The sequence below is a fragment of the Runella rosea genome (assembly GCF_003325355.1).
GTDB lineage: Bacteria > Bacteroidota > Bacteroidia > Cytophagales > Spirosomataceae > Runella > Runella rosea.
The window spans coordinates 355,774-382,314 of record NZ_CP030850.1 but is presented as its reverse complement, the minus strand read 5'-3'; the positions used below and the strand labels follow the sequence as shown (position 1 = coordinate 382,314).

The 26,541-nt window shown below is 44.4% G+C and carries 18 protein-coding genes; 5 read left to right on the top strand and 13 right to left on the bottom strand.

Going from position 1 to position 26,541, the window contains the following annotated elements:
- Positions 1-21: 21 nt before the first annotated feature.
- From trmD to DR864_RS01765, 6 genes are all read right to left on the bottom strand, one after another.
- Positions 22-696: a tRNA (guanosine(37)-N1)-methyltransferase TrmD gene (trmD, locus tag DR864_RS01790; RefSeq protein WP_114065334.1), complete on the bottom strand. Its 675-nt coding sequence runs from the start codon at positions 694-696 to the stop codon at positions 22-24.
- A gap of 2 nt (positions 697-698) precedes the next feature.
- Positions 699-1,268, bottom strand: a complete 570-nt coding sequence (gene rimM / locus DR864_RS01785; RefSeq protein WP_114065333.1) for a ribosome maturation factor RimM — start codon at positions 1,266-1,268, stop codon at positions 699-701.
- Between the two features lie 70 nt (positions 1,269-1,338).
- Complete coding sequence (locus tag DR864_RS01780) at positions 1,339-1,863, bottom strand: 30S ribosomal protein S16 (protein ID WP_114065332.1); 525 nt, start codon at positions 1,861-1,863, stop codon at positions 1,339-1,341.
- 113 nt (positions 1,864-1,976) lie between these two features.
- Entirely contained in the window at positions 1,977-2,678 is a 702-nt protein-coding gene (locus tag DR864_RS01775) for a DsbA family oxidoreductase (RefSeq protein WP_114065331.1), read from the bottom strand.
- A gap of 16 nt (positions 2,679-2,694) precedes the next feature.
- The gene (locus tag DR864_RS01770; RefSeq protein ID WP_114065330.1) at positions 2,695-4,395 is read right to left on the bottom strand and encodes a S8 family serine peptidase; all 1,701 of its coding nucleotides are present in this window, start codon (positions 4,393-4,395) and stop codon (positions 2,695-2,697) included.
- Between the two features lie 67 nt (positions 4,396-4,462).
- Positions 4,463-5,206: a hypothetical protein gene (locus DR864_RS01765; RefSeq protein ID WP_114065329.1), complete on the bottom strand. Its 744-nt coding sequence runs from the start codon at positions 5,204-5,206 to the stop codon at positions 4,463-4,465.
- 176 nt (positions 5,207-5,382) lie between these two features.
- On the opposite strand from DR864_RS01765, the gene DR864_RS01760 reads away from it, so the two are divergent.
- From DR864_RS01760 to DR864_RS01750, 3 genes are all read left to right on the top strand, one after another.
- Positions 5,383-7,569, top strand: a complete 2,187-nt coding sequence (locus DR864_RS01760) for a peptidase domain-containing ABC transporter (RefSeq protein ID WP_114065328.1) — start codon at positions 5,383-5,385, stop codon at positions 7,567-7,569.
- A gap of 26 nt (positions 7,570-7,595) precedes the next feature.
- The gene (locus DR864_RS01755) at positions 7,596-8,963 is read left to right on the top strand and encodes an HlyD family secretion protein (protein WP_114065327.1); all 1,368 of its coding nucleotides are present in this window, start codon (positions 7,596-7,598) and stop codon (positions 8,961-8,963) included.
- 69 nt (positions 8,964-9,032) lie between these two features.
- Positions 9,033-10,409, top strand: coding sequence for a TolC family protein (locus tag DR864_RS01750; protein ID WP_162793505.1), 1,377 nt, complete (start codon positions 9,033-9,035; stop codon positions 10,407-10,409).
- 24 nt (positions 10,410-10,433) lie between these two features.
- Here DR864_RS01750 and tamL read toward each other — a convergent pair whose 3' ends face one another.
- Positions 10,434-13,172, bottom strand: coding sequence for a translocation and assembly module lipoprotein TamL (gene tamL / locus DR864_RS01745; RefSeq protein WP_114065325.1), 2,739 nt, complete (start codon positions 13,170-13,172; stop codon positions 10,434-10,436).
- Between the two features lie 35 nt (positions 13,173-13,207).
- Here tamL and DR864_RS01740 point away from each other — a divergent pair, with 35 nt between their 5' ends.
- Positions 13,208-13,963: a TrmH family RNA methyltransferase gene (locus DR864_RS01740; protein ID WP_114065324.1), complete on the top strand. Its 756-nt coding sequence runs from the start codon at positions 13,208-13,210 to the stop codon at positions 13,961-13,963.
- Positions 13,964-13,966: 3 nt separating this feature from the next.
- On the opposite strand, the gene DR864_RS01735 is transcribed toward DR864_RS01740, so the two are convergent.
- The 5 genes from DR864_RS01735 to DR864_RS01715 all read right to left on the bottom strand — a co-directional run bounded on the left by DR864_RS01735 (position 13,967) and on the right by DR864_RS01715 (position 23,166).
- A complete protein-coding gene (locus DR864_RS01735) occupies positions 13,967-15,748 on the bottom strand; it encodes a leucine-rich repeat domain-containing protein (protein WP_114065323.1) in 1,782 nt (593 codons plus the stop codon).
- A gap of 13 nt (positions 15,749-15,761) precedes the next feature.
- Entirely contained in the window at positions 15,762-17,621 is a 1,860-nt protein-coding gene (locus DR864_RS01730) for an nSTAND1 domain-containing NTPase (protein WP_114065322.1), read from the bottom strand.
- Positions 17,618-19,342 carry a CHAT domain-containing protein gene (locus DR864_RS01725; RefSeq protein ID WP_114065321.1) on the bottom strand — a complete coding sequence of 575 codons (1,725 nt, stop codon included), beginning with the start codon at positions 19,340-19,342 and terminating at the stop codon, positions 17,618-17,620. The genes DR864_RS01730 and DR864_RS01725 overlap by 4 nt, the downstream gene beginning before the upstream one ends.
- A 212-nt stretch (positions 19,343-19,554) precedes the next feature.
- Entirely contained in the window at positions 19,555-19,860 is a 306-nt protein-coding gene (locus DR864_RS30510) for a leucine-rich repeat domain-containing protein (RefSeq protein ID WP_374755790.1), read from the bottom strand.
- A 108-nt stretch (positions 19,861-19,968) separates the two neighbouring features.
- Entirely contained in the window at positions 19,969-23,166 is a 3,198-nt protein-coding gene (locus tag DR864_RS01715; RefSeq protein ID WP_114065319.1) for a DUF7379 domain-containing protein, read from the bottom strand.
- 797 nt (positions 23,167-23,963) lie between these two features.
- Here DR864_RS01715 and DR864_RS01705 point away from each other — a divergent pair.
- Positions 23,964-24,806 (top strand): ChbG/HpnK family deacetylase, encoded by an 843-nt coding sequence (locus DR864_RS01705; protein WP_114070112.1) that lies wholly within the window; start codon positions 23,964-23,966, stop codon positions 24,804-24,806.
- A gap of 314 nt (positions 24,807-25,120) precedes the next feature.
- Here the strand turns inward: DR864_RS01705 and DR864_RS01700 are convergent, their stop codons facing one another.
- The gene (locus DR864_RS01700; RefSeq protein ID WP_229599493.1) at positions 25,121-26,335 is read right to left on the bottom strand and encodes a serine hydrolase; all 1,215 of its coding nucleotides are present in this window, start codon (positions 26,333-26,335) and stop codon (positions 25,121-25,123) included.
- Positions 26,336-26,541 lie beyond the last annotated feature (206 nt).

Here is a 26,541-nt window from a genome sequence, read left to right as displayed (position 1 = left end):
GATTTAATCAGTGCTGAAAGTTCAATCTAGTAAATCGGGTCGGCGGGTGCGGGTGCGCTCCAAAGATTGCTGAAAACGCCAATCTGAAATTTTGGCCTCATGACCCGAAAGAAGAATGTCGGGGACTTTCCAACCCTCAAATTCGGCAGGGCGGGTATATACTGGTGGGGCCAGTAAATTATCCTGAAATGAATCCGTTAAGGCCGAAGTTTCATCATTTAAAACGCCAGGAATAAGCCGAATGATGGAATCAGCAACGACGCAGGCAGCAAGCTCTCCGCCCGACAGTACATAATCTCCAATGCTGATTTCTTTGGTAATGAAGTGTTCGCGGAGACGCTCATCAACGCCTTTGTAATGCCCACACAAAATAATGAGATTCTCGGTCATCGACAGTCGGTTGGCCATTTTTTGCTCATAACGCTCACCGTCGGGGGTCATGTAAATAACTTCGTCGTAGGTGCGCTCCGCCTGTAATTGACGGATACATTTGGCAATCGGTTCAATCATCAACACCATACCCGCACCACCGCCAAAGGCATAATCATCCACCTGACGCTGTTTGTTGGTCGAATAATCGCGCAGGTCGTGTACGTGTACCTGTGCGTGGTTGGCGTCTTGGGCGCGTTTTAAGATAGAATGAGCAAAAAAGCTATCCAACAAACGCGGCAAACAAGTGATGATATCAATGCGCATAATTATTCTTGTTCGTCTTCCTGTCCGTCTTCGGGCGTGGTGGTTTCTTCGGTGTATACTTCCAACAATCCTTCGGGCAACGCCACATGCAGGATTTTTTGTTCACGGTCCACTCTCAAAACAATATCATCATTGACGGGAATCAGTACTTCATTTCCGTTGTAACTCATCGCAATCAAATCTTGCGTTGACATCGTATATACCGTCGTAACGGTTCCGAGCGCGCCCAATTTTTCATCCACCACCTTAAACCCAATGATTTCGTGGTAATAGAATTGGCTTCCGTCCAAATCATCTAGGTTTTCTTCGGGCAGAAACAACGCGCAGTTAATCAACGGCGTAGCGGCTTCGATGGAATTAATATCCTCAAACTTCACGATGGCCTTACTGCCCTTCTGAACATTGATGTTTTTGATAAAATAAGGAACAAGCTGTCCTTTTATTTCTACAAACACCGAATCCAGTTCCTCGTAATCTTCGGGAAAATCAACATCCAGAAAAATGACGACCTCCCCGCGCGTGCCGTGGGTACGAGTGATGTGTCCTAATTGAAAACAATCGTTGTACTGCATAATTTCGTATTAAAAAAAATGGTATGAACCTATCAAAAGAGGCTCATACCATTTATGAAAGCTTTCACAATTATTCAGCAGCTTCTTCGGCAGGGGCAGCAGCTTCTTCAGCGGCAGGTTCTGCAGCAGGAGCCTCTTCCACTACGTTTTTCTTAGCAATAGCAGCAGCGCGAGCCTCATTTACTTTACGTTCAGCTTCCAATTGAGCTGATTTTGACACTGCTTGTTTTTTGTCCAAGCCATCTTTTTTGGCTTCAACTCTTCCAAGCTTCTCTTGTTTCCAAGCTTCGAAACGTTCGTCAGCTACTTCCTGGGTAATGGCGCCTTTGATTACACCTACTTGCAAGTGTTTACGCATCAATACACCTTCGTGGCTCAGAATAGAACGGGTTGTGTCAGTAGGTTGAGCACCGTTAAGGAGCCATTTTACCGCTTTGTCCACGTTCAAAACAATCTTAGTTGGATTCGAGATTGGATTGTATGTACCCAATTTCTCAATAAAGCGACCATCACGTGGTGCTTTAGCATCAGCTACAACGATATCATACATAGCTGCTTTTTTGCGTCCACGACGCGCTAAACGAATTCTTACCATGGTATTTGCATTGGTTTACTTATGAAGGATCACGTCCTTCGGATGAAACGTGGCGCAAAAGTACGATTTTTTTATAAAAAATAAAATAGGCACTTCCCATAAAATCAGAAAAATCAGCACACACCCGTCTCAATATCACAGGCTTCGCCCGCAACAACGGGGGCTTGAATCGGCGCTTTAAGGGCGATTTCGGGCAAGGCTTCCAAAAACAGTTCGGTAGGCTGTGCCCCCGAAACGGCATATTTATCGTTGATGATGTAATACGGCACTCCACTTACCCCCATCAATCGATTTTGATACAATTGCTTATCGAGTTGCTCCGCCCCTACGTTGCTCACCAACACCTCACGCACTTTTTCGGCATCCAAACCAATGCCTGCGGCAAGTTGTACGACCGTTTCGGTTTGGGTCAAATCTACCCTTTCTTCAAAATAAGCCTTAAAAAATGTCTCGACCATTTCCAATTGTTTGCCTTGTTGTTGGGCGTAGCCAATCAACCGATGCAATGTATGGGTATTGGGAGATACCGTTTGATTTTCCAAATCAAAACGCAAGCCTTCAGCCGCTGCCACGCCCGAAACCTGTTGAATAATTTGATTGTAACGGTCTTCACTGCCAAACTTAGCGACCAGACGCTCTTTGGTATTTTCGCCTTCGGCAGGGGTATCGGGCGAAAGTTGAAAGGGTAAATAACGGAGTTCAAAAGTGTAGTCGTCTTTCAATTGCTCAACGGCTTTTTCGAGGCGACGTTTTCCAATATAGCACCAAGGACATACTACATCAGATACAATGTCTATTTTAAGATGCGGTTTCATTCGGCAATTTTTATGGTTATTTAATTACCTTCAAAACCCTCTCACGTTGATTATCGTTCATTTTTAAGAAATAGACCCCATTTACCAACGGCGGAAATGTCATTTTTACCGTGGCCTCATTTGCCAAAACCCACTGTTGATACACCACCCGGCCTGTCGCATCTAACAGTTGAACCGACACGTTTTTCCCCGCAAAAAGGGTTCCCCAATAAATGTTTACTTCAGAGGACGCGCCCAACGGATTGGGATAAACATTAGCATCAACGGGCTTTATCCAATCCGCAATAGCCGTGACAGGGTATCTTTCTTTGGCTACCTGAACGGCGCTTTCAAAAGTGGGTATTCCGTACCCAAATTGGGGCGTCGGAGCACTGAAGCGATCCCCCGCTCGGCGAATACAATCTACCACTTGCATGGCCGTTAGATACGGTTGCGATTGCCAAAAAGCCGTGACTAACCCCGCAATCAACGGCGCAGAATACGAAGTACCGTTGCCCGTTGTAACGGTGCCGTTTTGGTTTGATAGCGTCGTAGCCTGCCCTCGGGCGCTGACATCGGGCTTAACTCGGCCATCGGCTGATGGCCCCAACGAACTGAAAGCGGCCAAGCCTTTTAAGCTGTTAACGGCCCCAACCGCCAGCACAGAATCCCCGTCGGAGGGAGCGCCTATGTATTTCCACGGACTGCTGCCCTCATTGCCAGCCGATGCCACCACTACCATGCCCACACCAGCGGCCCAATCCGCAGCTCTTGTTACGAGCGCATTACGACCGTTCATATCGGCATAGGTGTAATTGTCAGCGGGGTTATCAAATTCGGTATACCCCAACGACGTATTGATGACATCCACGCCCAAGCTATCGGCGTATTCGGCCGCAAAAAGCCAATTAGCTTCTTCCAGATGCGATTCTGAGCCCGCATCTTCTGAGCGTAGCAACACATACGACGCACTGTAAGCAGGCCCAATCAATGACCCGGGCAAATAGCTCGCCATGATACTAAAAACGTTGTTGCCGTGCGAATCATCCTCGTATACACTCGTTTCTTTGGCAACAAAGTCGTAAGTAGCCACTACCCTTTTGTCGTCAAAAATCGGCTTCAGGGCAGGGTTGGTATTTGAATTTCTAAAGCCACCATCCAAAATCGCCACCAACATTCCAGCACCGCTGTATCCCCGGTCGTGCATGGTGTGTGCTCCCAACATTTCTATTTGATTTTGGGAAGAACCATAGTCTAAACTTTCCTGTCCAAATTTTTGGTGGGTAGTTTTGGTTTGATTCTCCGCCGACAAACGGGCATTCATCAACGCTCTACCAAACTCCAAGCCACTCACAAAAGGCAAGGCACGAATGGCCGTAAGCTGCGCGGCAGTAGCCTCGACCAGTACGGCATTCAACCAACGCGAGGTATACCAAATTTTGGCACCTGTTTGCCGAATTTGAGCTACGTAAGATGCACTAACGGGTAAATCGCGGGTGCTAACAGGGATATTCTGACGTTGACGCCGCTCCACAGAACGCTTGGTCAAAAAAGCTTCGGGTTTGGTTACCGTAAGCGCGGTCCCTGCTTTGTCTTTCAATAATACAAGGTACTTGGCTTGCTGCGCCTGCACCGCCGACACCAGCAGGCAAGCCGCCATTAGTAGCCCATAAAAAAAGGCCGTTTGCGACGAAAACTCACCCAAAGCACCCTTACTGCGTTGTAAACTGAAATTCATAGCTGTTCCTGATTACCATTTGCATAAAAACTCTTTATGTAATTACGTACAAAACCGCTCTTTTGTTTTATTCTTTGCCAGCGGCTTTGAACCGAAAATATTGCCTGTTACCAAAGTCAATTTTTGCTTTCCCCACACAGGCCGGCGAAGACGAGCAAAATTGCAATTGAATCCGTTCACGATACACCAATCCGACCCCAACAGCGTATACTTCCACGCGTTTGTCCTGATTTACCAACGTCGAATCATTTTGCTGAATAACCATAGCCGTCTGGTCAAAAGTCGTCGTTCCTGTTGTGTAAGGTTTATTGACGTTTTTCAGTTCGTAATTATCCTCCCCAGCATTGTTATAAAGATTACCATTCCAAACGTTCCTTTCAGCGGGAGGAAATAACATCTTTACGTAGTCTTTGCCGTTTTCGTTGCGCACCGCATAGTCGGTCAATATCCGCAACGTAATCGTAGAATCGGCTTGCCAGCGTTGGCCATCGGCATTGCGACGAAAACGGGCGATCCGATAAGCGGCCTGTCCCGTTGGGTCGGTATAGCGTTCGGCCACTACTTCCTTCAATTGGTACTGTCTAATGGCTACACTCCCGTCGAGCGTATACCCTTCTTCTCTAACATCGTATTCTACAAAACGGCCCACTTCAGTTGGGAAAAATGCCGAACCAGCAGGTTGATTCAGGCAATCGTCACATTTCTGCCGCGTACATCCTCCCAGTAAAACAAACAACATAAAATAACGACCTGCATATTTCAGTAGCACATTATTGGACTTAAAAAATGCAAAATATGACAAAAAATACATAAAATGGATTATTATTGCCTAACTAAAAGCCTAAAATTAGAATTAAATTAGAATTGAAAAAAATCGGAACAAATATAACCTCTTTATGCTTTTTAGTTCAACAGCATATTGTATAATCAATAAAAGTTAAAATCAATTATTGCGAATGCCTATTTTTTTCACTACCCACTCGTACCATGAATTCACAATACATTAAGCAAATAGTTGAGCAATTGGTTTTGGCCACTGGCCAACCCGTGGTGGCTCAAAAAGCCAAAGTAGATTTAGTTGAGCAGTCCAAAACCTATACCGCCAAAGACATTGACCGTTTTATTGAAGCACTAAGCAACTCAGCACGTTTAAATGATTTAACCATCATCGTCAACAGTTGCCCCGTTGACCAATTTGACGAATTAATTAATAGCTCGGCGTATCCAGTTCTTTACTTTGAACAACTAAACTTAGGACTCACCCCAATTATTGGCGGGAGCGATTTCCAAGGAAAGAAAATAGCTTGGTCGCCAGTGATAACCTATGAGCCTTCTGAACAAATAAGCTGTAAAGACCCGCTCCTGTTCAGAAATCACCCCGACCCCAGCAAAAACGGGCAGGTAGTTTACATTACAACTTTCCCGATGCAGCCGTTGGTCAGTGACGATAGTTCGCTGCGGCAGGCAGAAAAGGAAGATTTGTCACCAGTCCAACGCCTCACGCGCCTACTTCGAAACGAACGCAAAGACATTGGCTATATTTATTTTTACGCAGTAGTGGTGGGGCTTATTAGCCTCATTTTGCCGTTGGGTGTACAGGCCATTTTTAGTTTGGTTTCGAGTGGCTCTATCTTTAGTTCGGTGTATGTACTGATGGGTTTGGTGGTACTGGGGTTGATAGGTAGCGGTATCATGCAAATCATTCAGGTAACGCTGGTAGAAACCCTCCAAATGCGCATTTTTGCTAAAGCCGCTTTTGAATTTACGTATCGTGTTCCTCGCCTCAACTCAGAAGGGCTTTCGCAAGATAACCCGACGGAACTAATGAACCGTTTTTTCGACGTACTAACGGTTCAAAAGGCCCTGCCCAAATTTTTAATTGACCTCACTGGGGCAGTTCTTCAAATTGTTTTCGGACTGTTGTTGCTGTCGTTTTATCACCCATTCTTTATTGCTTTTAGCTTCTTTGTTATTTTTGTCTTCTTTACCATTGTTCGTCTCAATGGCCGTAAAGGACTAGAGACCAGCATCAAAGAATCCAAATACAAATACCGCGTAGTGGCTTGGTTGGAAGGCATGGCGGGGACACTGTTCTCCTTCAAAACAGCAGGTGCCACCAATTTACCCATTCAACGGATGGACGGTTTGGTGACCAACTATCTCACTTACCGTACCAAACACTTCAAAATTCTTCAAGGATTTTACTATTACGCACTGATTTTCAAAGTATTGGTTATTGGTGGTTTATTGGTGTTAGGAACCTACCTATTGGTTAACCGTCAAATTTCACTTGGACAGTTTGTGGCCTCCGAAATCGTGATTGTGTTGCTGACGGGAGCGGTTGAAAAGCTCTTTTTAAGCATCGACGTAGTCTTTGATTTGCTGACCGCTGTGGATAAACTCGGCTACGTCAGCGACCTTCCTCTGGAAAAAGATGGCGGCCTCACGTTCAAAACGCCAAAAGAAGAAATGGCGCTGAAAGCCCACAATTTAAGTTACACCTACGCAGGTTCGCCCAAAGCAGCCCTGAAAAATATCAATCTGGATATCAGGGCTGGTGAGCGAATTTGCATCACGGGTCAAAATGGCTCTGGTAAGCATACCCTGCTCAAAGTCCTTTCTGGAATCTTAAACAGCTACGAAGGCAGTGTGATGTACAACGGCATCTCCTTGCGTGATTTGGACATGAACCTCCTCCGCACCCATGTAAGTATGAACTTTCCCAATCAGGAAATTTTTGACGGAACCATTCTCGAAAACCTCACCATGGGCCGAGGTGGAATCACGCTCGAACAATTGCAGGCAGTGCTTGACAAATTAAATTTGACCGATGAAATCTCGTCCCTTCCAGAAGGACTCAGTACGCCCATTATTTCGGGCGGGCGTCGTCTTTCCCTGAGTTTTGTCACCAAAATTGCCTTGGCGCGTTGTTTGTTAACCCAACCGAAATTGATGCTTTATACCGACGCTCTCCGGGAAATTGAGCGCAATGAACGCCTCCGTATCATTGATTTACTGACCGATTCTTCCAATAGTTGGACCTTATTGGTATTGTCTAACGAACCTGAGTTTATGGGAGCCTGTGACCGGGTTATCGTCATGAATGAAGGAGAAATTATTGCCGAAGGCCCTTACAAGAGCGTACTCAAACACCTCTCTTTACCGGAAAAATAAGTGGTTTGATTTATAAACAGAACACGATGCTGAACTTATCAAAGCAACGGGTCAATATACCCGCCATAGAAAAAGAAGTAAATTCACTCAATACGCTTCATTCACCCAAAACGGCCCGAATAGTTTACCGATGGATTTTGGGAATTGTCATTGCCTTACTATTGATCATGTTTTTGCCCTGGCAGCAAAACATCAACGGAAAAGGCTACGTAACGGCCCTTACACCCCAGGACCGCCCTCAAAATATTCAAAATGCCGTGGCGGGGCAAATAGCCCGCTGGAACGTTCGGGAGGGTGATTACGTCAAGAAAGGAGATACGATTCTGGTCATTACAGAAGTAAAAGATGACTATTTTGACCCGCAGGTTCTGGTACGTACCCAAGAACAAATTCAGGCAAAAACCGACGGCATTGCCGCGTATAAAGCCAAAATAGAAGCCACCGACAATCAAATTTCTGCTCTGCGCCAAGGATTGCAGTTCAGCCTAGAAAAGGCCCGCAATAAAGTCATTCAATCTCAATTGAAAGTCCGCAGCGACAGCGCCGACATGGTGGCCGTTAATCGCAATTTTCAAATTGCCAAAGAGCGCCTCGACCGGGCGGAGGTAATGTACAAAGAAGGAACCATTTCGTTGGTTGACCTCGAAACCCGTCGCCTCAAGCTACAGGAAGACCAAGCCAAAGTGGTGGCGCAAACCCAAAAACTTAATATTTCCCGCAATGAATTGATCAACGCCCGTATTGAGTTGAGCTCGGTAGAAGCTGATTACCGCAAAGACATTGCCAAGGCATTTTCGGATCGCAGTACGGCGCTTTCGAGCGTGGCTGAGGGCGAGTCGGAGCTTTCCAAACTTCAGAATAAATACGAAAATATCCGCATCCGGCGAGATCAATACGTGGTTCGCTCACCCCAAGACGGCTACGTCATCAAGACCCTCAAAGCGGGAATCGGCGAAACCATCAAAGAAGGTGAGTCGATTGTGACCCTCCAACCTCGGCAACCCGAGTTGGCGGTGGAATTGTACGTCAAAGCCATGGATTTATCTTTGATTGCCCCTGGCCGCCACGTACGCTTAGAGTTTGATGGGTGGCCCGCGTTGCAATTTTCGGGTTGGCCCGGCACTTCGGTCGGCACTTTTGGTGGGTCAGTGGCCGTTGTAGACCGTGTAAACAGCAAAAACGGTCAATATCGCCTATTAATCAAAACCAATCAGCGAGGAAACGAAAATGAAAAATGGCCCGATCAACTCCGCATTGGTTCGGGCGTAAACGGCTTTGTCATGCTTCAAGATGTACCTATTTGGTGGGAAATCTGGCGTCAACTCAATGGCTTTCCGCCTGATTATCTGGCTGATATTTTACCCGAAGAGGGCGAAAAAGAAGCAAAAAAATAGTTAGTTCTTAAGTGAACACCCAAACAGTAGTTTATGAAAAAAACAATAATAATAATTCTGCTAATCGTAATGAATACCGCCTTGTGGGCGCAAACCGACACGGCAAAGGTATTTTCTTACCGCGATTTTTACGATTTAGTCCTAAAAAATCACCCCGTGTTGCGCCAAGCCAACTCCCTTTCAGGGCAGGCAAAGGCCGAGTTGTTGATGGCAAAAGGAGGGTTTGACCCTAAATTGGACATTAATTTTGACCGTAAATATTTTGAAAACAAAGCCTATTTTAACTTTTGGGATAACCAGCTGAAAGTACCCCTCTATTGGGGCGGGATGGATATCAAGGCAGGTTTTGAACGCAACGTAGGGGATGTGCTCGGAACTGACATTCGTACCCCACTTGACGGGGTAAGTTACGTGGGAATAAACGTACCCATCTTGCAACGATTTGTCATTGACGAACGCCGCGCAACCCTCCAAAACGCCCGTATTTTTCAGAATATCGCCGAAGCGGAGCGCGTCAAAATGATTAACAAATTAATCCTTACCGCGGCAAAGGAATATTGGGAATGGTATTTTAGTTATCGTAACCAGTTACTTATCAAAGAGTTTTATGAGCTGGCAGCGCAACGCTTCCAGCTCGTAAGCAAACGTGTAATGCAAGGCGACCTTCCTGCCATTGATACCGCAGATGCCCAAGTAACCCTACTCGACCGACGTGTAATGTTTGAACAAGCCACGGTTGAACTTCAAAATGCCCGCCTCAAGCTTTCAAACCACCTGTGGGACGCAAACGGCTCCCCGCTAGAATTGCCCGAAACAGCCGTACCGCAATTAAGCGCTGGCCAAGTGATTGACGTAACAACCTTGGCAAATCTACTCGAAACTGCCCGCCTTCGCCACCCTGAAATTCAAAAGCTAGATTTAAAAGCGCAACAACTCAATGTTGACGAACGTCTCGGCCGCGAAATGCTCAAACCCCGCTTTGACATAGGCCTATCTTCCCTCAATTACGCCCACCGTTTTATTACGGGTTCCAAAATTCCCGATGCTGGGGCATTTCCTGCTTTTTACAAAATAAATGTTGATTTTTCACTGCCTTTGCTGTTTCGGAAAGAACGGGGAAAACTTGAAATTATCCGCGTAAAACAGTTCCAGAACACGCTTGAAACCCAGCAGTTGCGTCGAGAAATCAACAACGAAGTTCAGGCCGCTTACAATGATGTAAAAAATTTGGAAGGGCAAATTATTCAGCAACAAATCGCGGTGCAACGCCAAGCCCAAGTGCTGCGGGCAGAAGAACAACGCTTCAGCATCGGTGAAAGCCAATTATTTTTGGTGAACCAACGCGAATCTAAGCTTAACGAGCTGAAAGTCAAACTTGAATCCATGAAAGCAAAGTACGAAAAAGCCAAAGCAACGCTGCTGTTTGCCGCAGGAACGTTTGAATAAAAAGGGTAAAACTTCAAGAAATTATTAAAAAGGATACCCAATCCCGATATTAAATACGGGATAGTTGGGGCTAGAACGACGAAAAGAAAATTTGGGAAGCAGGTAGCGCTCATCGATGGTGGTGGTTTGACCAAGGGCATTGGTCACTATAAATCGCCGACTGGGGTCATAGACCTTGATTCCCATGTCGAGACGAAAAATAAAATACGAAAGGTCGTACCGCAGTCCAACGCCCGTTCCGACGGCAAACTCTTTGTAAAAACGATTGAATTGAAACACCCCGTTCAGGGTATTTTGGTTGGGGCTCGTGCCCTTATCGAGTCGCATACGCCACACATTTCCCGCATCTAAAAACAAGGCATAGTTTACATCGCCCACAAACCGAAATAAGTGACCCCGAAGTTCTACATTTGCCTCCATGAGTACATCCCCGAGTTGTTCAAAGCGGTATTCATAGCCGCTGTACTGGGTCACGCCGGGCTGGAGGGTGGTCGTTTCTCCATTTCGAAAAATAGGGCTGCCCGTTTGTAGGTCAACGTTTGGATAGGCCGAACCCAGCCCCAAGCGCCGGGGAGGCCACGCCCGCAAGCTGTTGCTCCCGCCACCCGTCAGCGATTTTTCGTATGGTGCCACCCTTCGGTCATTGTAGTTGAAAATCAGCCCCGTATTGACGCGGTACACCAACGTACTTTTTGGCCCCAACGGTTTATACCTTCGGTATTCTACGTTGGTTTTCAAGAACTTGTACAACTCAAACCCTTCCAATCCTAACGAAACTTTTTTCGGTTCCAAGAGACTTAAAGCCGTTCCTCCCGACTCGGCAAACAAGCGCAGATAATGCGCCCGTCGGTTTTGTCCGATGATGTTATTGTTAAAAACGTACGATAAATTGATACTCGAAATTACCGCCGACTGAAAGCTAAATTTGAGCGGATTACCGCCGTATTGGTACAGCGAATCCAACAATTCACCAAACTCACGGCTTTGTTTACTCTGCAAAATACTCAAATCGACGGCAGTCAGGCTCAGGTATTCAAATTCGCTTTTTTTCCAATTATACCGCAAACTCGCCTGAAAACCACTCCGGATAAAATCGGGGTCAGACCCGAGAAAATCGCGGTTGGTATAATTATATCCCAGACTAACAATCGTACGTGGGGTTTTACGGTTAAAGCTAGCCGCCATTTTTCCGGGGAATAAGAATCGGGGAAAAATCAACGCCGTATTGACCCCCATTTCCAAAGTACGTACCAAATTGGCATTATTGTTTAGGCCAAAATTGGCATCCAAAGCTCCCCGAAGCGACACTTCAAAGTTTTCGAGTCGTCCAAAAATATTACGTACCCGAAACGTTCCGTTCAAGAACGGCCCCGGCAAATTCTGCACTACATTCACCCCACCTTCCCCAGTCACTTGGTATTTATCGTGCGGAATCACCCGAATCAGCGTTTTGATATTGCCGTTGGTGGTATCGGTATCAATATTTATAAAAAGAAACTGATCCAAAACACTCAATTGGCGCGAGGTTTCATCCCAATCTTTTTGTCGGTAAATATTGCCAGGACGAATCAGGATCTTTTCGTTGAGTACTCGTGGAGAATAATAATGTTTGGGCGTAAATGAATACTGAATACCCCGATAAACCGCCGTGTCGCGCACCACAAAAGGAGGCTCTCCGGGTAGGCTTTCCACCCTAAACCCGACGGGATTGAACGTGTATTGCGTATGTTTGTCGTGATTACGAGGGTAATTTATCTGTAGTCCCTTCACGTCTACAATGTGAAAAAGCGAGTCAGTGGCGGGGTTATGACCCGTCGTATCGACCAAAAAACCGCCGTTTCGTTTGCCAGTGGCACTTTGTACAGGCCGCAAGTAGTTGCGATCAAATCCAAAATAACCGTTGTTTCGCATCAATTGCTCTACCCGGGTTATTTCACTTACCACGTCGCTATACTTAAAATTATTACCAGATTTAAGGTAAGAAGCGGTTTTTGTAGCCGATAATAAACTGTCAATCTCGGCATCTTTGTGCGTCAAAATATCCACATTTCTCAACACGTGAGGCACTCCTTCGAAAATATTGTAAGTAGTACGAATCCTGCCGAAAAGGGTGTCGGTTATAAACTCAACATTGGCATCACGGTAGCCTTCATTGACCAAATATCCTTTGATTTTAACGGCATTATTACGGGCATTTTTTTCGGAAAAATAAACGGGCGCTTCTCCAAACGTGCGCATTCCCCAGTTTCCCTCTTCAATCCGAAGGCGGTATTTATTCACCACCCGATTGTATTTGCGGCGCAGCGCCGCGAGTTTGCGAGAGTCGTCGGCGTAGCGGGTAAACTGCCGCTCATAGTAGCGACTGAGAGTATCAAATTTGATGCGTTGCGTATCGCGGTCGTATCGTTTGTCCAACGCCTGATAAATCCAAAGGGAGACCGTTGCGCCCGGAATTCCGAGAAATTTTTTGTTGGGGCGTTGCGGCAAAAGTGGCTCTAAGGCTTCGGTTTTCACCACCGAATTGCCTTTAAAAAGTTGATTCCCTAGCAGATATTCGTCTTTTTTGGGAGTACTTTTGTTGGAGCAGGCTGACAAAAAGAAACATAAACCGACAAAAAAAACACCCTTAAAAAAAGAGACCGAGCCAACAACTGGCCTCGGTTTGTGATACTGAATCGTATCTTTACAGCTTGAAAACTCGGCCATACGTCCCGCAGAAGGATAAAATCTTTTCAGAACTGTAAAAATGGCTTTATGACGCATTCAGAATCCTTTTTGAAAATTGATATATCACGCAAATGTTATCCAAAAATCTCACAAAATACCTTCACTCACTTCAATTAAAGAAATTCAGACTGGAACACAATGCTTTTTTGGTAGAAGGTGCCAAAAGTGTTTTGGAACTCTTAACCGCTGATTTTCAGACCGAATTGGTGGTGGTTACGGAGCAATTTTACAAAGAAAATACGCAAAAATTAGAGAAACAACCTTTTCGCCTCGAAATCGCCACCGCCGACGAACTCGCCCGGGCGGGTACCCTGCAAACCAACGATGCTGCCTTGGCCGTTGTAAAAACGAAAGACAATGATTTTTTGTATGCCGAAAAAAAAGAATACGTGCTCGTCCTCGACGACATCCGTGACCCCGGCAACCTCGGCACCATCATCCGCATTGCCGATTGGTACGGCATCACCAAAATCATCTGTTCACAAACCACCACCGACTGGTACAATCCCAAGGTCATCGCCGCAAGCAAAGGCTCTTTTACGCGCGTGAGAGGGTATTATACGGAATTAGATGTATATTTTGAAAAAGTACGGGGCCAGGAACAAGGAGCCGCTATTTACGGTACATTTTTGGAAGGAAAGAACATCCACCAAACCAAATTCGGCGATACAGGCTATATCGTGATGGGCAATGAATCAAACGGTATCGGGCCAGCGGTCGAACAATTCGTTACCCACAAAATTACGATTCCGCGCTTTGGCGGGGCAGAATCGTTGAACGTGGGAATTGCCGCGGCAGTGGTATTGGATAATTGGCGGAGGGGGTGACAGCTAAAACTCTATTTGGCAGTTGGGCAGCCAACTTTTTATTTTATTTACCTCTTGATAGGGTATTGAACATCCTTTCAAATTCAGCAATTGTAAATTTTTCAACTTTTTAATTTCATCAGGTAGGCTTGTAAGTTGTTTATTATTGGTTAAATACAATCGTCGCAACAATGTCAACTCTCCTATTTTAGAAGAAATTTGATTTAATTTATTAGACCCTAAATCCAAAACCTGTAAACTTTTTAACCCCCATAGTTCCTCAGGAATTTTATTCAACTCCGTATTCCCTAAGTACAAAATTTCCAACCTTGTTAACTGCTTTATCTGCTCAGGAATAAGGGTAAGATTTTTGCCACACAAGGCCAAAAACTGCAGTTTTTTCAATTGGCCTAATTTTGGAGACAGTTTACTAAAACCCCCATTATTTAAATTTAACCCCTGCAAGTTCTTCAATTCAGTGATCTGCTCAGGAACTTCCCCCAGGTTGACACTGATGACATATAGTACCTGAAGGTTTTTAAGTTTACCTATATCTGCCGGAATGCTGCTTATGTTTGTTCCGCTTAAATCCAACGTTCTTAAATTTTCCAATGCTCCAATTTCGGGCGGCAAACCAGTAAGGCCGCTGTTATTGGAAAGGTTTAAAAATTGCAATTCTTTTAGTTCCCCTATTTTTTTTGGTAAACTGCTGATACTGTCATTTTTCAAATCCAGGTGTTTTAATTTTCTTAATTGACCGATTTGTTCAGGCAGGCTTTTTAACCCTGTAACTCCTAAGTCCAAATGGCTAAGGTTCGTTAGTTGTCCGATTTCATTTGGCAGGTTTTTAAGTCGTACCCCGCTCAAATCCAAATGCTGAAGTTGTTTTAAGCGCCAAATTTGCTCAGGCAGACTTAAATCTGTATTATTTCCTAAGTTCAAACGTTTTAAAGATTTCAACTTTTCAATTTCCTGCGGTAAGGTTTTAAGAGTTGTACTGCCCAAATCCAAGTGTTGCAATGCCGTTAGATTTCCGATTCGACCATCCAAAACGGGCAAATAATTTCTGTTTAAAAGTAATATCTTTAACTGCGATTGATCGAATACAATAGGTGGAATAGCACTAAACTGATTATTTCGCAGGTCCAAGGCATTTGTATTTTTATCCAGATTGTCAATATCACTACTTAACTGGTATTCTTGTTTTAACGTATCTAATAGATATTCATTATTTATTCGTTTTACTAGTGCGTAGCCGTCATACTCATCAAAGGGTGTTGCTTCGTCATAGAGGTAGTCAATCTTTAATTCCCCCTCTTTGTCAATATAGCCGTATTTTATTTCATCAATTGGGCCTTTTTTTTGTACCACCAACCCAAAACGATTATCATAAAAGTAGAATGAATTAATAATGCGTTCATTTTTATCTTGCTCTTCTTCCACCCGGGTTAGTGTATTCTGTAAGTCTCTAACTACTGTTCTTACTGAATCATTGGCAACCTTTAATTTTCTGAGAGTTTCAATTAATTCCCCATTTTTTATTATCAGTTTATCTGCATTGTCTTTAGCCTCTTTCTTTAATTTTAAAATTACCTCAAATAAATTATCAATTTCATTATCTATTTCCACAATCTTTTTAGGATCACAACTACGCGCGGCAATAAATAAATTGAGAGCACCTTTAAAATCTCCTGCTTTTTTTTTAGCAATACCGCTTTTGATTGTTTTTTGATAACAATCAGAGGATTGAGCAAACAAAAACATAGAAAACCCCAAACAAATACTGAGTGTAAATACAAATTTCATAGTTGCAGGATTTTTATTTTTCAATTTTAGCTATTTCCTTTAGGAGAGAATTCTTTTTATGATTATCCTTTATGTGAATCTCAATAATAGTGCGAGCTGAATCCAGACAGATTTTCATTTCATCCCTAACCTCTGCCCGTTTAAAATTTATCGCTTTCCCAAGCAAGACACTGATTTGGTTTTCTTTAAGAGAAACTGAATTCTCTTCCGCTTTTTTTATATTAGCTAAATTTTCAAGTTGTGTTTGCTGAATTTTCATGCTATCAAGCTTCATTTTTTGCTGATTCGCTATTTTTTCTTGTTCATTTTTAACTCTAACTTCTTCTGCTATATATAGCAAATATCCTACTATCACTACAATAAGTAAACTTGCAAAGGCTGCATACGAAAATCTTTTCGCCTTCAGGGCATTTTTCTCGGCCCTTGTTTTTTCCTCATTGGCTTTTATACGTTCGGTTTCGGCTACCTGTTTAGCGGCCTGCGCCTCATTAAGTGCTACTTGTAATTCTTCATTTCGCTTTTTTTCTCTATCCAAGGCTTCTTTTTCTTCGTTATCTCGGTACTGCTTGCTTTTTTCAAAAAACAGTTTTTCTTCTTCATTCAGCTTTGGATAACTATTCTCAAACATCACAAGCTGCTTGCGGGTCATGTATTCGTTTGTTTTTGACAGATTAGCTAACAATGAACGGATCAACACCTTTATGTTGTTCAGTTGTCTTTGTTCGTCCGTGCGGCTTTGGTCAATGATATGCGCCAGGCTGTCGTGAGCCAATTCAATGTTGTCATCGTCTGAACGAAGGATTTTTGCCGCTTCCAGTTCTTTCAAACAGCTGCTTAAAATGGGCGCTGAAAGGGGGGGGAAATACTTCATTTGGGCCTTATCGGGTATCCGCAGCCCGTCTTGGCGCCCGTAGCTAATAGGCCGCTTAGTGCCTTCGTCGGTCACAAATCCATCCAAAACCAACTTTACTGTACTCTCCGGAATGCCGGGGTCCTGTTTCATCAATTGAGCCAGAATCCTTTCCTGTTGTTCTTTCAAAAACTTTTCAAGTACGTTGGTAATCGTGCCGAAGTCCCTTATTTCTTCCCGGGTAAACTCCAGCCTTGGCCACTGATCCTCTATGACGTTTTGCCCGGAAGAAGTACGGGCAAAATCTTCGCGGTACAGCAGGTCTAAATATACCTGCAAATAGGGCAGTTCTATGCCCGAACGACCCAAGCTTACGTTCTGGATGATCTCGTCCAGTCGTTCCTCCTGTGGTGGATTTCCAATAGAAATATTGAATTTTTGAAACGAATCGCGTAAAACTGTTTTTACGTTGGCCGTGTCCATCGGCTCCACGCGCATCCGAAAATCAAACAAATTGGGAATGGCTTTTTCAAACGGATACAGTTGTCCCACGTACTCTTCCCGCATCATCAGCAGGATGGTACAAGGCAGTTCGTCATCCAAAATGGTTTTAAGGGTGTTTACAAATTGGTCGCGCTCCTCGGGTTTTCCCAAAATAAAGAGTTCTTCAAATTGGTCGAAGATCAGAAAAACAGGACGTAAATAATGCCGGTAAAGTTGCGAGATTTGGGCAGGAATCTCTCCCTCCGCGCTGGGCAATACCCGTTTTAAAGCGCCAGCCAACGATTCGTTGAGATTGGTTTGCCGCCGTATCCAGAGAGGAAGCCAATCCGGGCCGTCGAATTGACTCGCCAGACCGCACTGGATCAGGCTCGTTTTGCCCGTACCCGACAACCCATAGATCAACAGCAGGGGGGTTTTGAATACCAATTTGTAGAGCTCTTTTATCTCTTTGTCGCGACCGAAAAACGCGTCGCGGTCAGATAGCGTAAACGGATCTAAAAACTTGAAGGGGCTTTTCATAGGGTGTCAAGAGATTGGCCAAGTACGGTTTTACAAAAGGCTCCAAACTGTTCATTGATCAACTGATAGTAATCGTTCTCGTCCGATTTTATCCCTTTGATCCTTTCCAATGGACTCACGTACTTTTTCTTGATTTCCAATACGTCTCCAGGTTTAGAGACGTGCTTAAAGAAAAACTGTTTGCCGGTGCGGCTAAACGAAGCAAAGTAGCGCAGGTTGGCTTTCGTCGTTTTGGTATACGCATTTTCGTCAATAAGAAACGGAGACAGATACAGGTACCGCGTTTTATCATTGGTACGGCGAAGTAAGATACTGGCGGTTTTGTAGTAAACGGTACTCATTTCGGTACTGTCTTCCAGGGCCGTAACCTGCTGCTGTAGCCTCACCACCTTATGCTCATACCGAGCCTCCAACTCGTGCATGTAAAACAGGACTTCAATGTCTTTGACGGAGGTAAGCGAATAATGCACCAAAAACCCGTAGTAATAAAGTAAAACCGCCACGTGCTGTTCCAATTCATCGCACAGGAGAGGGAGGTATTGTTGATTCCGGGAGGTAGTAGCCGCCAATTTTTCCTCCAAAAAGGAAATGGATCCAGCAAAATCCGGTTCATTCAATTTCAGCAATGCGTCGTCTAACTCATCAAAGAAAAAAGGAATATTATTGACTCTCATCAACTCAATCAGTTGGTTGTAGAGCGGCAAAAGCGAGCGTTTCGATTCTTGGTTATACTCTTCCACCATCCATTTTTTCAGCGTTTCGGTAAGACCGGAAAGGTCTAACGCCGGCTGTCTGAGTTTTTCTTTCCACAACTGCCCCAACAGGCTAAAGGTCAGAAAGTTGATCAGACTCCGATAGGCATACAGCAACATCGCGGCGCGGTCTTCGGAAGGGCTGTCATAAAAAACCTGAGCGGAGGCATCCCTCGGGGCCAACAGTTTTCGAATCGGTTCGCTGATGAGGTAAGGCAGACGTTTCAGCACAATATCCTGCGGATTGGCACTCTCCTCAGTATTCCTGAGTTGTTCTTCAAATATACCGGTAATCGCTTCCCGAAGGTATTGATTGGGAACACTGTCCGTAACGGCTCGTTCGGGCAATCGCCACGTATCCAGCAGTGATTCGTACGGCGCTCCGTAGTAAAGCCCCCACAGGGGTTGGTCCACTTCATCAATCTCCAAGCCCCGCTTAGTGATCTCCACCCTATCCATGGTGCCATACACTTTTGCGGCGGCAAGGGCGATGGAAAAAGCTTTATTAACAGAATTATGATTTTGGGACAGCTCTTTAAAAAAGGCAATGGAAAACTGAACGGCGGTTTCGTCCTCCACGGGTGCGCTGGTCGCAATGACCATCGGAATTCCAAGTTCAAGCAATAGTTTCACCTGCCCCGCCGTAGAGCATCCGTTCAAAATCACCAATTTGAGATTGGGGCAGTGTCCGAGCATCCCGGCAATTCCCTCGGCGTGCCCCTCGCCATCTTCCAGTAGCAGTTGGTCGCGCCCGGCATGACCGCTGAACAGGAACAGACTGATGTTGTCTTTGTGCGCCTGAATGAGATCAATGATCTTTTTTCGCGTGGCCAAAGGTTCATCAATGACCACAAAATCTCCCTGGGCAAACCGTTTTTGCAAGGCCTCATTTACTCCTTCACATTCCTTGGTAAGTGTAAGCAAACGATTGATTTCGCTATTGGCAAACGTAAGCAAAAGGGTTGACATTGAGGGTATTGGGTTTAAAAGCAAATTTCGTTGAACAAGGTAATTGACATAAAGGTTAAAAGCAAATCCGCTCTCCTACCTGTGCCACCACTTTTTCCATACCGGGCGTTTCCTTATTAACCCCAAAAACTATGTAAAGAATCAAAGATAGCTCGCCGGAGCTGAGGTATTTTATACTTTTTACAAAACAAAGGGCTCTCCCGGCTTTGCCACTAAAATTCTATTTTACAATTAGGTAACCAACTTTTAATTTTCTGTTTTTCTTTTTCGGGTATTGGACAACTACTCAAATACAGTTTTTGCAACTTCGTCAGCTTACCCAACTCGGCAGGAAGACTCCTCAGGGGGGTATAACTCAAATCTAGCGTTTGCAAATTAATTAGATTACCCAGTTCAGACGGTACAGAAGTAAGTTCATTCCCATACAGTAGCAGTATTTGTAACTTAGGTTGTTGAAAAATACTGGGACGAATCTTGGTCAATTGTTTGCCATGTAAATCTAAAGCAGTAGTAGAAATATTTATTTCCTCTAATGTCTCTGCTAATAAATACTCGTGGCCTTTTTATCCAACAAATATTTCACATTGCCTCGCTTTACCCGCGCATACCTCCCATAGTGCGTCTATTTATAATGCTTCCTTCAGCGCCTTTATGGAATCCGACACGGCAAAATAATTGAGGTGATGACAGGGGAGCTCATAGGTGGGTGTGTTGCGTACCTTAAAAATGTTTTCTATGCTCACCGCAATATCATTTTTCTCATTTTTATAGACCCACCCTCCTATCTGCGCTACCGCTTTTTCCATCAGTGCAATGCCATCGTTAGCAGTCAGGTAGGTATTCAAATCCCCTCCAAACACCACATAAGAAATCGGGGGTGGGTTGCCAGCATTGAGGCCTTTGATAAATTCATCATCGGAACTCATTTGACTCAATGCTTTGAATAATACGGCATTTGTCCCCTTCAAAAAACCGGATAAAAAGCCCGTTACGGCTCCTATTTGGGGTGGGAAAATTTTTGTACCCAGTCCCAGCAACACGGAGGCCCAATTGACGTAGCCGGGCACATCGCCAAACTTGCTGCCGCCGTTGGGCGTACCTGCCATAATGAGCTTGTCCACAAATTCATCTCCACCCAAGCGCTCAATCATGTAACGCGACACGAGCCCGCCCATCGAATGAACCACCAACACCAGTTCTTTGCCATCGACTTTGCCAAAGCCAGCTTTCAGCAGTTTTTCTTTCAGAATACGGGCGTTTTCTTCAATGGGGGTATTGAGGTTTTCGTAGTCGTAGGTCAGTACCAGATCATAACCTTTGTCACGGGCTATGCGGAAGGTTTTAGCCATTTCTTCGGTATCGCCGATGATGCCATGCACGAGCAACAATACTTTGTTCGCCTCGGCTATTTTCTTTTCCAAGTCTTCCGATTTCCGCTTAGCATCGTCTTCATAATCTACCCAACGCAACAATTGCGTCTCGCCGCCCAAACCGATTTTATTGGCAAATTTGACAAATACCATACGCAAGGCAGAGCCTAAACTGCGGGTTTTGGCTTCGCCTTTTTCGTCAGGGATTTGGGTAATTTCAAAGCGGAAGTTTCCATGTTCGTCCAACGTTGCTTTACCCAAAGGCAAAAAGTCCTGTCCGTCAAAAAACAGCGGCAATGTTATGTCGTCTCCCTCCTGCAGCTTTACTGTCACAACCAAGGGTTCATTTTGGAGAATTGTCGAGTTTTGAATGTCTCCGATTTCCAAAATATGTTTATCGTCAGTTCCTTTGGTTCCTTCCTCCAATGAAACAAGTTGGTAATAGGGATTCGTGAGAAAGTATTCATTTTGAATGGCCAATTCAGTGACACTCCGTGTTTTGGGCAACAGCGACGCCCAATTCACATTCCCTCGAAACGACGAATGCGTTTGTATTTCGATGCCTTTACCTACCACAATGGGCATTTCGCCAGCGATTTCTTTCCCCTTTCGAACAATACGCACAGTAATAGTTTTAGTCAACCAATCGGATTGAGGCAGCTCGTTGATACCTCTTGTTGAACCTAAGCCTTTGTCGTTACCTCCCGCTTTCCACACTTTTCCTAACACTAAATCCTTTTGAGAAAGCAGCGAACTGTCAATAAGATTGGTGGAAATCAATAACTTGAGGGTGTCGATTTCCTCGTTGTTTTTCGGGTTCAGCGTAAATGTATTTTTGACCAAGGTCAATGCAGTATCTGCCTCTATCGCTTGGGAGTCGTTTTTGAGTACCTGTATGCCATAGTTTCGTGATTGGTGTAGCAAAGCCACGTAGAGACTTTGGTGGGTATTGTTCGCAAAAAAAGCCTCAAAAGAAATCGGTTTAGCGTCATACTCCAATGTCACTACTGCATCAGAACAAAGGTATTCTTCACTACCTTTTTTTACTTTCAGCACAAAATCAAGCTTCGATTCGTCGAGTTCTGTGTCGGGGTTTTGCAGCTCCAACAAACGATTCCAACGCCCTAAACTCTGAAGTATTTCCACCAATTGTTGAGCCGACTCAAGGGTCGTCCCTTCCACTCCCTGCACTCTTATTTGGGCGGTGAGGTCAACAATGTACAGAGTGTTATTCTCAAGCACAAGTTTAAAACGACACGCTTTGGCTTCCTGACTTAAGATAAGCCCTGATTCTTTCACTGCGTCAAAAGCCGCTTGAACCAAGTTAGTAACTTCCTGATCGGCATACACATAGAAAGGCTTTATGGACAAGTTTGTTGGTTCGCCCCAATATGTTTTGTCTTCCTCTGGCTCTCCTTCAGTGATTTCTAACGTACTTGTTGTAATGTTAATCGCCGTGAGCCGCACTTTGCCTACAAGCACTCCATCGACTACACTCTCAAACAATTGAATTTCAGGATTTTGATTCATGACACTCTGATCTAACCCCATCCCTGTACCTATATCTATCAACCACTTCCCTCCTTCAAAATGTACTCGGTAACGCGACAGAAGCCCTGCGGATACTTTTCGTCCCAAGAAGCCCTGTCGTGCACTGACACTCCCAATCGTTTCAAGCTGCGGGGTTTGATTTGGGGTTTCACTTTTAATGGCTGCCCGTACTTGCACAAACAAATCTGCGTATTGAATCTGCCCGCCGTTTTTCTCTAACACGTTTAACAATGCTTTCGTAAATTGCCCGTGCCCATCGGCTTCCCACGCTCGTTCTTTACGGTCGCAAGCTGCGATTAATAAGTGGTTGGTGTTTGGAATTATCAAATCCGGACGTTGGGTATAAGCCCCATCCAAATAAGTTTTCAACGGTCGCGGCTCGGTAGTACCCGAAGTAAAACGAGGTTGCATTTGCTGAAATTCAGCAACATCTCGTGTGATGGAACCCGAATGACACGAATCAGCAATAACAACCAAATGCGGCTTTCGTTGGCCTACCTTCTCCAACAATAAAGCAATTTCCTTATCAGCCAAGTCATATTTGCCAGACTCCCGGCTATCGTACAATACCCAAGTTTGCTCCTGTTGGTCGGTGCTAAATTTCTGAAACTCGTGGGCAGTTACGCCATAGGAGCCATGCCCCGAGTAAAACACCAGCGCCACATCGCCTTCTTTGGCTTGGGTGAGGTGGTTTTTGAAGCCGTTAATGACGTTTTCGCGGGTGGCTTGCGCGTTGGTAATTTCCAGAATTTGTCCTTCGTCCGTAATCAAATCACCGTAATGAACTTTCAAAAATGCATTTACATTGGCTACATCATTGAGACAGGCTTGAAGTGGGCGAATATAACGAACAGAGTTTGGGCTGTAATCATTAATCCCAATGAGCATTGCGTAGAGTTTCATCAAAGTAGCGGTTCAGGAAAGGGTCGTTGAGTTGACAGATGCTATCCCTCGCACTTTTCCCACGGAACAGCTACAGCCAAATATATACTATTATAAATATATTTGACATATTTCTGAAAAGCAAGAAATAACACATTTTGTTATCAAGCGGTAATAAATGGGTAATCAATTAATCACTCACTCCTTCTCCGCTTTAGAAGGTAATTGAACGTAGGAATTACGGTAGTGTTGGATAATTGGCGGCGGGGCTGAACGATTGTTTCAGGGCCAAAAATAACACCAAATTGTTCGTTGGACTCCTTCTTTCAATATGCTTTGGGGACGTTTTTTTGCTTTATCCTGACCTTATCTTAACGCATCAGGCTCCATTTCTTGGGCATTTAACACAAAAAATTAAATATACCCAAAAGTTATTTTTCAGTAAGTGTAATCTTAGCGTATATTGCATAACAATTACGTTTTGTTACAATTCTACCCCTACAATGAAGCTTATTGAAAAAATAGTCAGGGTTCTTCTGGGGATCATTTTAGGTCTCTGCTTGCTGGTTATATCCCCGCTATTTATACCTTATTTTCTAATTAAAGGATACCATTTCGCCAAAAAGACATACCTTACTTATAAGCTTTCGCAACAGCAGAAAAAAGAAAGGCTCGAAACACCTAAGTTGTAACTCCAAGGCACTAGCACACTCGTTTTTTTTGTTTAACCTCCTATCCAGCATCCTTCTTTAGGTAGTCAGTATATTTATACGTTGAATTTCTTCAATAAAAGGACCAACTATCACCCTGACAACCGCATGAAATACCTCCTTTTTTTCAGCCTTTTTATTCAGATTTCGATGGCTCAAACCTCCAATGAAATCCGACTAATCATCCGCTCCGACGATATTGGCTTTTGCCACACGGCCAACGAAGCCTGTATGAAAGTATACACCGACGGCATCAGCCGCTCGGTAGAAATTCTGGCTACGGCACCGTGGTTTATGGAGGCCGTCAAAATGCTCAAAACTCAACCCAACTACGACGTAGGCGTACATCTCTGCCTCACCAGTGAGTGGGAAAACCTCAAATGGCGGCCCTTGACCAACGCCCCAAGCCTCACCGACGCCGACGGTTATTTCCCGCAGTTTATTTGGGAAAACAAAACCCTGAAAAACAGCGCTTACCTACTCCAAAAACCCATCAATATCGCGGAAGTAGAACGTGAATTTCGGGCGCAGATAGAGTTGGTCAAAAAATACCTACCATGGGCCAGCCACCTCTCCGCGCACATGGGTTGCACAAACGCCAACGCCGAGGTGAAAGCACTCACTGAACGGCTTTCGGCCGAGTATAAATTACCTATTCAAATGCCACAGGGAACGCTACCAATCAAAGGGTTTGGGGGAGCGACCAAATCGCCCGAACAAAAAGAACAAGACTTAGTGGCCATTTTAAAAGCACTTACGCCAGGCACACATTTTTTGGTTGAGCATCCTGGCTACGACAACGGCGACATGAAAGGCGTGGGCCATATTGGCTACGAAAACGTGGCTTACGACCGCGAAGGCGTTACGCGGGCGTTCACAAGCGCCGCTGTCAAAAAGGTAATTGCCGAGCGCAACATCAAACTCATCAGCATCAAAGAAGCTTTGAAATAAGAATAGTTCAGCCCCAGACAAAGCTCATTTGTTTGGAGCTGAACTATAAATTTAACAAAGGGATAATTAGGCCTGATTGACCGCAGGAACTGCGTTTTTACCATATCTTCTCTTGCGTTGATCCAATTCCGAGCGGGAAAAAAGTGATACTACCATCAATTGGAGGGGGGATTGTCCAAAAACACTCATATTACCAACTAAAAGGAGAAGTAAATACTTGGGCATGAAAGAAAGTAGAGGTTTATTTCAGAAATAAACCAAAAAACCGCACTTTAACCAATCAATTTAGTAAACGGTATGCGCTCACCCCAATTTTAATTGTCTACGTCTTTAATGACGGGCCGGGTATCTTTCATGCGTTTCTCATACGTGATTTTGAACCTGCTCAAGTTTGGCCGATAAGCCCTTTTACGCGCCAACTCATGCTGATAAATCGTTTGCCCCAACTGATACAAAAACGGATGTCCGACACTTTCGTATTCATATTTATTATCGTTCAGAATTCCGTCACTATTCACGTACACCGTTGCCGAAAGCATGTATTCTACCTTATTTTTGAAATCTACTACGTACGACGCGTCCGTCAGAAAACCGTACGCCCAGCCCACTTTGTTGAACACTCGCACGCCCTCAGGCAATTGGTGGTGGGTGCTATCCTGAAAAAAGAATTTGACGTAACTATCGTAGTATTGATTTCCGTCATATTTGGGATAATTGGTCTCTCCCGGAAACTGAGAAAGGTATTGATACAGAAACTTGTAATCCTCTTTAGTCAACTCAAAACGCTGCTTAGCTGGCACTGAAAGAGGAAACATCACCGATTGTAGCATTTGTTGGAAAGCCTCCAGTGGTAATTTATTCCTCGTCGTAAAATCAATGGGCTCGTTGATGAGACTATCTTTGGCGTTCATATACCCCTTTCCCACTTTGGCAATTCGACTAAAATCAAACGGTTCAGGGTTATACGCAGCAGGTTGGGCGTACAAAAGCGAGCCATCTTCGCGGATAAACCTTACGGGATTGGTATGGCGATTTTCTTCGGGAGTCATGCGCACAAAACGGTGTGTGATGCGCGTATCTGGGTATCCTTTGGCGTGTAATGCGCGGTTGATGGCCTGCTGTCCCACAAATTCATACATCCGGCTGTAGGCGTCGTTGTCGCTGACCAGAAAGGCTTTTTTGATAAAATGGGCAATCGACGGAAATCCGTTGGGCGACGTTTCATCTTTCCACTCCTTGGTTTGTCCGCTAAACGCCGAATCAAACTGCATCGACATAAACCTATCTAATCCATTGATTTTCAAATTATTAATCTTTTCTAAAGACAACAACGCAAGGGGTAATTTAACAATCGAAGCAGGATTGAAGTAAATATGACTGTCGAGGTTAAAATAGTAATTTTTAAAAGATGGTTTGTTGTTTTTGTCGCGGTCAATTTGCGTGTAGATAATCTGAAGGCGGTATTTTTCGGGATGCCTGACCACGTCCTGAAAAACCGTATGTTGGTTTTCGGTAAGCAACTGCGCCATCAAAACGTGGGTTTTGGGCTGGGAATGAGCAACGGAAATTGACAAAAAAACGAATAAAAATATAAAGCAGTGGCGAAAGAGTTTGCGCATAAGTACCAAGAAAAATTATTCCTGCAATTTTGGAATTTAATTCCAAAATTGCAGGAATAATTTCACGCCAACGGACAAATAATTAGGGGTAAAAAACACCAGCACTTGCGCAAAAA

Bases quoted from the DNA above. Each gene is read 5' to 3' on its own strand.
- DR864_RS01725 (WP_114065321.1), bottom strand. From the start codon at position 19,342: ATGTCAACCCTTTTGCTTACGTTTGCCAATAGCGAAATCAATCGTTTG.
- DR864_RS01755 (WP_114065327.1), top strand. From the start codon at position 7,596: ATGCTGAACTTATCAAAGCAACGGGTCAATATACCCGCCATAGAAAAA.
- DR864_RS01730 (WP_114065322.1), bottom strand. From the start codon at position 17,621: ATGAAAAGCCCCTTCAAGTTTTTAGATCCGTTTACGCTATCTGACCGC.
- DR864_RS01775 (WP_114065331.1), bottom strand. From the start codon at position 2,678: ATGAAACCGCATCTTAAAATAGACATTGTATCTGATGTAGTATGTCCT.
- rimM (WP_114065333.1), bottom strand. From the start codon at position 1,268: ATGCAGTACAACGATTGTTTTCAATTAGGACACATCACTCGTACCCAC.
- DR864_RS01715 (WP_114065319.1), bottom strand. From the start codon at position 23,166: ATGAAACTCTACGCAATGCTCATTGGGATTAATGATTACAGCCCAAAC.
- tamL (WP_114065325.1), bottom strand. From the start codon at position 13,172: ATGCGTCATAAAGCCATTTTTACAGTTCTGAAAAGATTTTATCCTTCT.
- DR864_RS01770 (WP_114065330.1), bottom strand. From the start codon at position 4,395: ATGAATTTCAGTTTACAACGCAGTAAGGGTGCTTTGGGTGAGTTTTCG.
- DR864_RS01700 (WP_229599493.1), bottom strand. From the start codon at position 26,335: ATGGCGCAGTTGCTTACCGAAAACCAACATACGGTTTTTCAGGACGTG.
- DR864_RS01780 (WP_114065332.1), bottom strand. From the start codon at position 1,863: ATGGTAAGAATTCGTTTAGCGCGTCGTGGACGCAAAAAAGCAGCTATG.
- trmD (WP_114065334.1), bottom strand. From the start codon at position 696: ATGCGCATTGATATCATCACTTGTTTGCCGCGTTTGTTGGATAGCTTT.
- DR864_RS01705 (WP_114070112.1), top strand. From the start codon at position 23,964: ATGAAATACCTCCTTTTTTTCAGCCTTTTTATTCAGATTTCGATGGCT.
- DR864_RS01735 (WP_114065323.1), bottom strand. From the start codon at position 15,748: ATGAAATTTGTATTTACACTCAGTATTTGTTTGGGGTTTTCTATGTTT.
- DR864_RS01750 (WP_162793505.1), top strand. From the start codon at position 9,033: ATGAATACCGCCTTGTGGGCGCAAACCGACACGGCAAAGGTATTTTCT.
- DR864_RS01760 (WP_114065328.1), top strand. From the start codon at position 5,383: ATGAATTCACAATACATTAAGCAAATAGTTGAGCAATTGGTTTTGGCC.
- DR864_RS01740 (WP_114065324.1), top strand. From the start codon at position 13,208: ATGTTATCCAAAAATCTCACAAAATACCTTCACTCACTTCAATTAAAG.
- DR864_RS01765 (WP_114065329.1), bottom strand. From the start codon at position 5,206: ATGTATTTTTTGTCATATTTTGCATTTTTTAAGTCCAATAATGTGCTA.